Annotated in this window: 10 protein-coding genes; 4 read left to right on the top strand and 6 right to left on the bottom strand. The window is 57.1% G+C overall.

The features are described 5' to 3' along the window. The 4 genes from IIA05_12385 to IIA05_12370 all read left to right on the top strand — a co-directional run. On the top strand, positions 1-1,811 hold a 1,811-nt coding region (locus IIA05_12385), incomplete at its 5' end, for a carboxypeptidase regulatory-like domain-containing protein (protein ID MCH9027889.1). A 90-nt stretch (positions 1,812-1,901) separates the two neighbouring features. After that, complete coding sequence (locus tag IIA05_12380) at positions 1,902-2,297, top strand: RidA family protein (GenBank protein MCH9027888.1); 396 nt, start codon at positions 1,902-1,904, stop codon at positions 2,295-2,297. Between the two features lie 806 nt (positions 2,298-3,103). Further along, positions 3,104-3,556 carry a DUF4440 domain-containing protein gene (locus IIA05_12375; protein MCH9027887.1) on the top strand — a complete coding sequence of 151 codons (453 nt, stop codon included), beginning with the start codon at positions 3,104-3,106 and terminating at the stop codon, positions 3,554-3,556. Between the two features lie 1,204 nt (positions 3,557-4,760). Continuing rightward, positions 4,761-5,063, top strand: coding sequence for a hypothetical protein (locus IIA05_12370; GenBank protein ID MCH9027886.1), 303 nt, complete (start codon positions 4,761-4,763; stop codon positions 5,061-5,063). 107 nt (positions 5,064-5,170) lie between these two features. Here the strand turns inward: IIA05_12370 and IIA05_12365 are convergent, their stop codons facing one another. From IIA05_12365 to IIA05_12340, 6 genes are all read right to left on the bottom strand, one after another. Beyond that, positions 5,171-6,331 carry an acyl-CoA dehydrogenase family protein gene (locus IIA05_12365; GenBank protein MCH9027885.1) on the bottom strand — a complete coding sequence of 387 codons (1,161 nt, stop codon included), beginning with the start codon at positions 6,329-6,331 and terminating at the stop codon, positions 5,171-5,173. Positions 6,332-6,528: 197 nt separating this feature from the next. Further along, positions 6,529-7,530, bottom strand: coding sequence for an amidohydrolase family protein (locus IIA05_12360; GenBank protein ID MCH9027884.1), 1,002 nt, complete (start codon positions 7,528-7,530; stop codon positions 6,529-6,531). Further along, a complete protein-coding gene (locus tag IIA05_12355) occupies positions 7,527-8,132 on the bottom strand; it encodes a TetR/AcrR family transcriptional regulator (GenBank protein ID MCH9027883.1) in 606 nt (201 codons plus the stop codon). The genes IIA05_12360 and IIA05_12355 overlap by 4 nt, the downstream gene beginning before the upstream one ends. A gap of 39 nt (positions 8,133-8,171) precedes the next feature. After that, positions 8,172-8,921, bottom strand: a complete 750-nt coding sequence (locus IIA05_12350; protein ID MCH9027882.1) for a glucose 1-dehydrogenase — start codon at positions 8,919-8,921, stop codon at positions 8,172-8,174. Beyond that, positions 8,921-10,051 (bottom strand): acyl-CoA dehydrogenase family protein, encoded by a 1,131-nt coding sequence (locus tag IIA05_12345; GenBank protein ID MCH9027881.1) that lies wholly within the window; start codon positions 10,049-10,051, stop codon positions 8,921-8,923. The genes IIA05_12350 and IIA05_12345 overlap by 1 nt, the downstream gene beginning before the upstream one ends. Before the next feature lie 61 nt (positions 10,052-10,112). Further along, the gene (locus IIA05_12340; GenBank protein MCH9027880.1) at positions 10,113-10,883 is read right to left on the bottom strand and encodes an enoyl-CoA hydratase/isomerase family protein; all 771 of its coding nucleotides are present in this window, start codon (positions 10,881-10,883) and stop codon (positions 10,113-10,115) included. Positions 10,884-11,064: the final 181 nt, after the last annotated feature.

Below are 11,064 nucleotides of genomic sequence, written 5' to 3'. Positions count from 1 at the left end.
CCCTCGCCGCGACCTTCGGCTTTCCCGTCGTCGTCAAGGCGGACGGCCTCGCCGCTGGCAAGGGCGTCGTGGTCACCGCCGAGAGCCCAGACTTCCTCGGTACTCGTACCTCTTTCACCAACGCTCAGGGTTACTACCGACTGCTCAACCTGCCACCGGGACCGTGCACGGTGAGAGCGGAGATCGCCGGGGTCCGCACGATCGAGACCGAGGTCGTGATGCGAGCCGGCGCCGGCTTCCGTCTCGACATGAGCCTCCAGCTTGGCGGCATCGAGGAGACGGTGACCGTCTCCGGCGCCTCGCCGATGCTCGACATCAGCAAGCCGGGACAGGTGTTCACGATCGACGGCGACTTCCAGCGCGCCGTGCCGGTCACCGGGCGCAAGAACTGGTCCGACTTTCTCGAGCTGACGCCCGGGGTCAACGCCCGGCCATTCGATGACGGTAGTGGCCGTATGGTCTACTTCGGCCACGGCACCGAGCACTTCGCGCACGTGATCCAGCTCGAGGGCCAGACCGGCACCGGCTATCGCGATTCGCAGGTCACTTACGTGCAGATGAGCACCGAAATGATCGCGGATATCGAGGTCCGGAGCGGCGGCGTCGGCGCCGACCAGCCGATCGGTACCGGCCTGATCATGAACATCGTCACCAAGAGCGGCGGCAACCAGCTCGCGGGGACCTTGGGGTACACGTATCAGCCGCTCTCGTGGAACGGCGACAATGACCCCGACAAAACGAGCCCCTCGACGCCGTCGATCAACAAGGTAAGCCAGGCCGACTTCTCGATCGGTGGGCCGATCAAGAAGGACGCGGTCTGGTTCTTTGGCGCCGGCCGCTTCTCCCGCAACGAGACCGGCATCAGCCGCACGCCCGAGGACGTACAGCGGCAGCTTGACTTCGACCCCAGCTGGACCCCGTTCAACAACATCTACGAGGGCTTCTTCCCCTACCTGAAGCTCAGCGCCACCACTGGCAAGACTCTGCTGAACGGCTATTACCAGCACGACAAGGTCGATATCTCGGGCATGCGTGAGTACCACGGCAAGCGGCTCGGCACGCGCCAGACCGGCGGCAGCCTGTTCGGCCTGAAGGCATCGACGATCTTCAACGAGAACGCCAGCCTGGAGCTGGTGGCCTCGTACAACAACAAGACGTCGGCCTACCAGAGCTTCGACGCGCTGACGGACTTCGGCCTGTCAGGACCGGAGATCACGGTCCACGAGTCGATCCGACTCGTCAGCGGTCGCGCGCGTGGTTCGGGACGGCTGGTCGAGACCGGCAACCTGGAGTCGATCACGGTCGGTCCGTCGACGTACCGTCTGTTCCGCGGCGACCTGTCGTACTTCACCGGTTCGCACGACCTCAAGACGGGATTCTTCGCCGCCCCGAAGATGACCCGCAACGACTCCAGGTTCTACCTGAACGACGGGTTCATCGTCGAGGAGGTCGTCTACATCGACGCTAACAACCCGGCGCTCGGGACGCGTTGGTTCCACCGGCGCTTTCGCACTCCGACGTCGCTGACCCTGTTGGCCCAAGAAGACCGCGACATCGGCGACCTAGCTGAACTGACCACGCTGGCGGGCGAAGTCGGCTTGGATGAGCATTTATTCCGGGCTGCTTTAGAGTCAGGCGAGTTTACAGATTCCCATGATGGGGCTTTGCACAAGGCCATGGAGTTTGGTGTCAACTCCGTTCCGAGTGTCTTCATAGATGGCCATCTACTTCAAGGCGTTTACGACCCGAAGGCATTGCGCTCACTGCTTGTGAACCTTGAAGCTGGTGGAGCGACATACCCAGAATCCTAAAGACGGCTGGATAAGGCTCTTGGTCGTATTCACGAACCTCAGGAATTTTCTAAAACCAAAACACGTTATACATTAAGTAGGAGAACCAAAATGGATATTGAAGGCGTAACCACTCAACCCGATCCTTATGCGCCGTACTTGCTTTCGCAGGCGATCAGGTCAGGCCCATTCGTATTCGTGTCTGGGCAAGCGGGCTACAACAACGACGGGAAAATCGTTGAAGGCGACTTTGCTGTCCAGGGCGAGCAAGCCTTTCAGAACCTCAAGCGTGCGTTAACCGCTGCGGGCAGTTCTTTAGAAAAAGTCGTGAAAGTGACCATATTCGTTACCGATATGGATCAGTTCAATCACGTGGTTGAATTACGCAGAAAACATTTTTCAGCACCGTATCCAGCGGACAGCATCGTTGAGATTAAGGCGCTTTACACACCCGAAGCGATGATTGAAATCGAAGCGATAGCACTCGCAAGTGACGCAGCGGAATAATTCACGCGACCGATTAGGAGAAAACTAGTGAAATTCAGATTCATGAACGTCCGCTTTCGGAAAAAGCAGACATCCAGGTTTTGTCAGTTTTGTCAGTGAGTCCTCGAAGGGTCTAAAAACACCTTTTTGTGCGAATGTGAAACCTTGTGAGAGAGATACCGCGGGATTGCCAAAACGGCCTTTTAAGTCATTGATTATAAAGGGCGTAAAGAGCAGAAAATCTGCAATCAATAGTAAGGTACCGGGTGTACATGTTGACACGCTGTAACCCGCATAAACACTAGGGATGAAATTCTTGCTTCAAGGCATAGAAAACGCCTAAATCGGGCTGATCGAGGCACTGCCGATTTAATACCCGTCAGACATGACGGTTCAGGGTTTCTGGGCACGTTCTCCGATAGGGAGTGCCCCTACCCCTACTGACGACTTGCGTGCGTTAAATACGAGTTTTGTCTCTTTTGTTTTTTAAAAAAATTCAGAAAGGGTCCTTTTAGAATCGCGGTCGCGTGACAAACGGGGTCCTTGATAAGTTTAGGAAAAGTAAGTTTGCCTCTGGCGGCACCTGGATCTGGGGCCCCATTGTGGTTGTAAATCGTCCGTAGTTACGGTCAAACAATGTCTGCTTCACCCCCGTTAGCGGCCATTAGGATGGTAGAGTGCTGAACTACCGCTACCGACCCTTTGCGGACATTCTAGACTGAGTCCATATTGCTTGCACGATCTACAGCGGCGGCAATGAGTCTTGTTGTTTATACTGTACCTGATGCCTACATTCGTCATGGCGCAAACAACGAAAGAGAAATCCTATGACAACGCAAAATCGACTGAGTCCTGTCACTCTGGTGACATACATTCTTCTCATTGGGATCACAACCCCGGCCTCTGCTGGCGATGTTCCTGCATGGGCACAGGAGCAACTGTTGGCGCCGTGGTACGCGGCCTTTAACGCAGAGGACGCTAACGGCCTCGCCGACCTCTATACTTCAGACGCCCGTGTTAGCACCGCAAGTGGGAGGAGCGAAATAATTGCCAACTGGGAATCTGAATGGGCCGAAAACGATATTTCATGTTCCGGTGCTTATGATGGTTTTCAGATCGTTGGGGATCTCGCTACAGGATGGGGACACGATACCTGCATTGAAACGCCAAAGTCGGGTGGGGAAAGTAAGACTGAACGTATCCGATGGATTGCGGTTTATGAACGCCAAGCCGACGGTACATGGCTGTGCAGCCGCGAGAAGTCTGAGCCTGCGGACTAAAAAAGAACTCGGGGGCTTACCCCTTCGCCGCGGACGGTTGAGTGAAGCCCATAATGTCCGCTCCTGGCCGGCCGGGTAGACCGGAGGAGTCTCACCTCCAGTCCCCCACAGATCCGTACGTGAGCCTCTCGACTCATACGGCTCGTGCCAGCCATGCGCGAACCACCTCACGGTGGCAGGCCGACGCCCGTGAACAAGGCTCCTCCCGCTCACGCGGTTGACCCTGCTCACCGGGCGAGCTGACTCATCCCCTTCGCTCTATCCTCATTACAAGAACTTCATCGCTACTACGGGATGATCCGCCCCCTTCATGTGCATCGATACTTTCCCCCTTCGTGGGTTGCACTTATAGGGTTTTCTCTTAACATCACATGAAGGGTTCCCACGTTCCACAAAAGAGCCTGAAACAGCGTCACGCCACCTCCACACCGGACACCACCCAGCCAGTCAACAGGCACCCGCTGGATTCTTTCCCGCGACACAGCCTAAGTCCCGGTTTCGATGTCATCCGTTTTTCATTTCGATGCGTCAGCAATGGTTCGCTTGCGCTCGTCTCACTGTTTCCTACCTGACGTATCCTGTACGCCTTTTCCTCACCGCTCACCACCGTGGCTTTTGACCACAGCAGCGTGAGGTGGTTTGAAGCCTGCACCTGCATGCCGACTTCGGAGGACCTACCTCCATCTCCTTTGCAGTTGCGCACTGCACACGATGCATCATCGCGTTTAAATCAGCGCTCGTGGCGCAAAGGCTGTGTGAAAACTCGCCGAATTTCGTAGCCGATGGGACAGCACTCCAATATTGGCTACCAAGGCGTCGCAGATGAGATGCCGATTGCCCATATCGGTATCGGCAAATCGCGACAGCCACTGCAATTAACCACCGGCTCTGGCGTTTTGCGTTTTTACACAGCCTTTGTGCCACGAGGCACAGAAGAAGAAAAAGGAGTTCTTTGAAAGTGTTGTAACTCCAGGAGAGATGGAGGTAGGCCCTCCAAAGCCGCCCTGCAGGGGGAGGTGTTAAACCACCCTGAGCTGCTTGGGTCAGGAGCCGGGGTAGTGAGCGTTAGGGAAAAGGCGTCGCAAGAGACATCATGTGCGGGACAGTGAGACGAGCGTAAGCGAACCACAAATGAAGCATCAAAAGAAACATCGGGCGACATCAAAACCGAGTCTGATGCAGTGGCATGGGAGGAATCCAGCGAGTGCCTGGTGATTGGCTGGGTGGTGTCCGGTGTAGAGGTGGCGTGACGCTGTTTCTGGCTGCGATAGGGAACGTGGAAACCGGTCGTGCGGATGCTAAGAGAGAAATTCGAGTGGTTGGCGCCACAAGAATGAGCGTACCGATGCAGCGCACCGGGGCGGAGCAACCCGTAGTAGTGATGAAGTCTGGTAATGCCGACGGAGCCAAGGAGTTGCGTCAGTCGGTCTCACGATTGGGTCAACCCGAAAGGGGAGGAACCCATGGTTGCGACAAAGCCGTTCGGCTGACTGATGGGGTCGTATAAACAGTGACGTTCACGTACAGTTCTGCGAGGGCCTCAGGGTGAAATTCCCCGGGGCTACTCACCCGGTCGAAAGCAGATTTTTTCCATCTGGTGTTAGGCCGAGAATTCTATTTCCGCTGGTCAAACCGTCGACCCACCATGGCAGATGCGATGTTGACTTTCTGGATGTCGATTGTGCCGCCGGCGATGCCCCAACCCCAGGCATCCCGCACGCGCCGCTCCGCCGGGTACTCCTTTGAATAGCCATATGCCCCCATGAGCTGCACTGCATTACTGGTAACGGTGCGCGCAATTTCGTTGGCGAAACACTTTGCCAGTGATGAGTGAAGTATATCCGGCAAGCCATCCTCCGCATTGCTGGCTGCGCGATAGATCAGGAGTCGAGCGGCGTCCACCTGCATCCGCATTTCAGCAAGCTTGAGTTGCACTGCCTGGAAATCGACGATGGGTTTGCCGAATTGCTTTCGCTCCTGGACGTAGGCGACGACATCTTCAAGGGCGCCCGATGCCTGACCAAGAGCCATCGTCGCATTGCCACAGCGCTCCAGGTCGAATGCCTCCATCAGCTTTCGAAAACCGCCGGCCGGGACAACAACCTGGTAAGCCGGCACGGTGACGTCATCAAGGAAGATGTCGGAGGACGGTATCCCCCGAAAGCCCATCAACCTTTCTTGCTCGCCAAAGCTCAATCCCGGAGTATCTTTTTCCACATAGACAGCGCCGATGCCGCGAGCGCCGGGATCGTCGGACATCCGGCAATAAACCACGTAGCCGTCGGCATGGCCGCCGCCCGAGCACCATCGTTTAGTACCGTTAATTATGACCCTTTCGCCTTTGAACTCGGCGCGCGTTTTTAGATCGGTTAGTGCAGTCCCGGCTTCGGGTTCAGACATCGCTACCGCTACAATTTTTTCACCTCGACACACAGCGGGAAGCACTTCATTCGCGAGCTTTTCGTCTGCAAATTTCTCAATGGCGCGCACTGGCCCGACGCAGGATTCGAATATTGGAAATGCCACTGCCGACGATATCTGAGCGAACTGTTCGAGAACGATGAGGGCTTCAAGATTGCCCAGACCCAAACCCCCGAATCGTTCCGGGACATTAATGCCAAGAAAGCCCATTTCGGCGTATTGTTTAAGCAAGGCCTTACTCGGCGGCACACCAGTCCGCTCGATCTCCTCTGCGATCTCGGGCAGCTGCTCACGCGCATACCGCCGGGCCGTTTCGCTAAGCTGCTCCTGTTCTTCGGTGAGTTGAAAATCCATAATTTTTGAGTTTCCCTGCGTCAAATTTTGTGACTGATCGGATTATTGCACACTGTTTGAGCGCGACCATAGACAGAGGATCCGGTAGTACAAGCTGAGGTTAAACAATGACGCGTGGCCCGGATGATGCTTTTTTTCTAAGCGACCGGTGCGTCCTAATGCCCGGCGATTGAAACCGGCCAACCCGATCGCCGCCTTCAGCCGTCCAGTCTATAGACGCGTGTAGCGGTGTCGTGGAAGAGCGCGGAGCGCTCTGCTTGCGAGTAACCTTGAGTCAGGCGTTTGAACGCATTCCATTGAATAGTGTAAGCGCAGGAGGCCCGGTCAACGGGGAAGTTGCTCTCGAACATGCAGCGCTCCACACCGAAACAGTCGATACAGGTTTGGTAGTAGGGAGCCATGGCCTCCGCCAATTCGATCGAACCCGGCGGCGCATCGCGCTTATGCCAGCCGAACCCGCTCATGGTCATCGTGAGCCCGCCCAATTTAACGACTACGTTTGCGCACTGCGCGAGCTCGGTGATGTTCTTCCGCCATAATGCAAACACATCCTCGCGCTTGCCGGCGTACGGGCCAATTCCCAAGGGGCCGCCAATGTGATCGAGCACGATAGTTATGTCGGGAAACGCCCGGGCGAGGTCGGCAAGCTCAGGTATTTGCGGGTGGTATAGCCATGCGTCGAATGAGAGGCCAAGCTTGCCCAGACAGGCAAAGCCCGCACGGAACGCCCGGTTTTGCAGCAGATCTTTTGGTGGCTTCGTGTGCGCGTTGCGAATCTGCTCACTCGCATCCCACGCACTTGCGTAGCGAAGTCCTCGAATCCGACTGCTCTCCTTCATATGTGCCTCGATGACTTGCTGCACGGCCGGGCCCAGGGTCAACTCTGCAAATCCGACAATTCCGGCAGCCACACGTACATTGCCGGCACGGCTCTCACTCGCTCCAGTGATCCGTTCCATAAACTCGGTCTCGCCAACCGGGCGCATCTCATCCGGACCGTCCGTTCGGTACATCTGCACACACTCTACGAACACCGTGGTGGTCACACGGTGGCCCCCTCCAATATCCTTCAGTAGCTCATCGACAAGATAACGGCTCTCGGGGAGGTCCCATAGATGGTGATGGGGATCACAGATCAGGAGGTCCGGCTCGATTGCTTCCTCTGTGGTACGTGCCAGCCACGGGATTTGATCAGTCATTGACCGAGCTGACCGGAGTTTGCGAGGTTCAATATCGAGGCATGGAACAGGCGGCGCGCCCGGGGTAGCCCGATGCGCTCGTCAAAGTACACGGCTGTGCGCAAGCCGATAAGCATGGCATAAGCAACCTCAGCTGAGTCCCGAGCATAGGACGCGCCGCACGGCGACTCAACAAATAATTCCTCCAGGTATGTCTTGCAGAAACGGTCCAGCGCGGTCTTCTCGCTATGGAGTTGACTGTCGTGCACGGCCACTCCGAAGCACTCGAGCATGAAGCCAATCTCGGACATGGTGATGCCTTTGCCAGCGAAGAAAAGGTCGACGAGGAGAGTAATCCGACGCTCGGCTGTCTCAGTTCGGAAACCTTCCATACGCTCGACAATTCGCTGCGCCACATCCTCAAAGAAGTCCTCGAGAATGGCGTCCTTGCCGCTGAAGTAGTAGAGCAGATGGCTAGGCGTCATCTCGGCGGTCCGTGCCACGTCCACCAACGTAGTTTTCGCGTAGCCTTTCTCGATGATGCAATCATGAAGCGCTTGAAATATGCGTTTCCGCCGTTTACCGCCGCGCATGGTCGATTCGATTTTCGCTGTCTCTTCCACTGGGGATTCCGTTGATGACATTGTCAGATAATTTATGCTTTATAGTTTGCAGGATTCACCGCCATCGATGACGAAAACGCTACCGGTGACGAAATCGGATTTGCTCGAGGCCAGGTAGCAGATCAGCGGTCCAAGCTCGCTACTCTCGCCCATACGCCTGGCAGGAATCTTGCGCAAGCGGCGCTTGAGAATGTCGGGTGAGTCGAGCACGGCACGCTGTGCGTCCGTTGCGAAAGCCCCGGGTGCAATCGCGTTGACCTGGACTCCTTTACTGGCCCACTCAGCCGAAAGTGCTTTGGTGAACTGGAGCAAGGCACCTTTGGATGTCGAGTAGGCAACCAGCATCGCCTTACCGAGAATGCCGGATGTCGAGGCGATGTTGATGATTTTTCCTGAGCCCTGGCCGATCAGGTGTTCACCTGCGGCCCGGGTCAATGTTGCGGGGGCTGTGACATTGACCGCTATCACCTCGTCCCAGACTTGCGCGTCCTGCTCGAGAAATCGCCCGGCGGGCGCGATCCCCGCGTTGTTCACGACGATGTCGAGCCCCCCGAAGGCATCGATAGCTTCCCCGGGCAGCTGTGCAACGTCCTCGGTGTCATGCATATCGCATTGCCTGGCGTGGACATTCTCCGGGGCAAGGGATTCCAGTTCTTTCAAATCATCGAGAGTGCGGGCTACAGCGAGCACACGAACGCCCTGCTCATACAGTGCTGTCGCCGCCGCACGTCCAAGTCCACGGCTTGCGCCGGTAACGATTGCGACTTTCCCTTCGAGTTCGAAATCGATCACGGGATTTCCTCGGTGAGTTGACGGGCAATGCCGAGACGAAGCACCTCAGAGGCGCCCTCGTAGATTCGCATTGGCCGGGCCTGCCGATAGAGCCGCTCGATTTTCGAGTTTCGAATAAGGCCGAACCGACCCATCATCTGCACACAGCGATCTACCACGCGTGACGCTGTCTCACTAGCGGCGAGCTTCGCCATCGACGAGTGGTGAAGGTTGGCTCCCGGGTCGATTTTCGCCAGTGAAGCAGCCCGATAAGTCAATAGCCGGGCCTGTTCGATTTCGGTCCAACAGTCGGCGAGCATCTGTGCCACCGGCCCTAGGCGGGCGAGCGGACGACCGAACTGGATTCGAGTCCGGGTGTGGCGGACCGCCTCTTCCAGGGCGGCTTGCGCCAGGCCGACGGCGGCGCCTGCCACGGAGACGCGGAACACACCGAGGGTTGCCAGCACGAGATCCAGCCCCTGGCCCGGTTCACCGAGGCGCGCGTCCGCCGGCAGCGCGACGTCTTCGAAGTGGATTTCGCCCAGTACGTGGGGAGCGATGAGTTCCGGTGTGGGCGTTACGGATACACCTGCTGTTTCCGACGGAACAAGTACCATCGAAAATCCGGATTCTTCTTTGGCAAAGACGACATAGAAAGCCGCGCTGCCGCCGTTGGAGATGAACGATTTCGAACCGTTCAAAAGGAGTCCGTCGCTCGTGGCCACTATCTCGGTCGATACCGCTTTCAGATCGGAACCCGCATCTGACTCCGTCAGTGCGAGGGCGGCGAGGCTCTCGGCCGATGCGACACGCGGGAGCCAGGTCGCGCGTTGATCAGGCGAACCCGCCACCGTGACGGCATAGCTGCCAATGCCCTGCAGGGCGAATAAGGAGTCGGCGTGGGCCGACGTCGCCATCAGTACTTCCCGTACGACGCAAATTGCAAGGGGATCAAGCCGCTCGAATCGCCCCCCGTACTCCGTGGTGACCATCAGTTCGCTGAGCCCACTATTCTGCAGGGCGGCCAGCACGCCGGCATGGACTTCACTGGATTCGTCGGCTTCCTCGGCCAGGGGTTCGATCGATTGAGCGAATTCCCGAGCCTGCTGTTGAATTTCCAGGTACTTCGGGTCCAGCTCAAAATTCATGGACTGTAGCCCCGCACATGTTCTCGGTGATTTTTCTTGTGCCATTCATGAGGTAGCGGAATTACTTTTTCGCCCGTCCCTCGAACTGAGGCGGTCGCTTCTCCATGAAGGCGGTTGCCCCTTCGATCATATCCTTCGACCCGATGGCCTGGACCAGCATGCCGAGTCCACTCAGATAAGCATCGCGGCACTGGTTCCACCAGACATTCGAGCTGATCTTGGCGATCTCGAGATAGCGGGGACTCATTTTGAGTAACTCATCAGCCCATTTGGTGACTTCGTCTTCAAGCTGCTCACCCGGGACAACCGCGTTGATCCAGCCAAGGTCAAGTGCCTCCTTCGCGGGATAGCGTCGGCACAGAAAGGCCACTTCCTTGGCGCGCTTCTCACCGATATTCATTGTGAGGAAATTCGTGCCGCCGAGGACCGGTGCGCTGCCAACCCGTACCCCTGTCTGGCCGAAAGTCGCGTTTTCGGCGGCAATTGCGAGGTCGCAGGCAACCACCAGCTCGTTGCCGCCCCCGGCGGCCGCGCCGTTTACCGCTGCGATGACCGGACGCGGGCTGGTCCTGATCGCCTCGTAGAGACGCAGCGAACCGTAAAACATGCTTCTCAGAGCGGCCGGATCCGGATCGCTCAGATTGGCCAGGTAGCCGCCGGCGCAAAAGGCGCGGCCTGCCCCGGTAAGCACGATCACGCCGCTGTCAACCGCGTTCTCAATAGCCTCGATCAAAGCTTGCGCCATCTCCGCATCGTAGGCATTCATGCGCTCCGGGCGGTTCAGGCGGATCCAGGAGACCTCTCCCCTTACTTCGACTTCGATATCAGACATTTCATCCTCGCCAGGTTAATTGCTTACTCATCATGGGGATGTATTTTCAGGCTCTTGTCCGGCTTGCTACAACGATTACACGAGGTGTGGCCGGCGCTTGACAATCTGGATTATTGTGTGGAATATTTGAACAAAGTTCAAGTTCGCCGATCTGTCCATGTCATCGGCACGCAGGCTTCGG

This window comes from Pseudomonadota bacterium (assembly GCA_022572885.1).
GTDB lineage: Bacteria > Pseudomonadota > Gammaproteobacteria > Steroidobacterales > MnTg04 > MnTg04.
This window is presented reverse-complemented; position numbering and strand designations above follow the sequence as displayed.

Coding starts and splice junctions, on each gene's coding strand:
- IIA05_12380 (MCH9027888.1), top strand. CDS start 1,902: ATGGATATTGAAGGCGTAACCACTCAACCCGATCCTTATGCGCCGTAC.
- IIA05_12375 (MCH9027887.1), top strand. CDS start 3,104: ATGACAACGCAAAATCGACTGAGTCCTGTCACTCTGGTGACATACATT.
- IIA05_12365 (MCH9027885.1), bottom strand. CDS start 6,331: ATGGATTTTCAACTCACCGAAGAACAGGAGCAGCTTAGCGAAACGGCC.
- IIA05_12360 (MCH9027884.1), bottom strand. CDS start 7,530: ATGACTGATCAAATCCCGTGGCTGGCACGTACCACAGAGGAAGCAATC.
- IIA05_12345 (MCH9027881.1), bottom strand. CDS start 10,051: ATGAATTTTGAGCTGGACCCGAAGTACCTGGAAATTCAACAGCAGGCT.
- IIA05_12340 (MCH9027880.1), bottom strand. CDS start 10,883: ATGTCTGATATCGAAGTCGAAGTAAGGGGAGAGGTCTCCTGGATCCGC.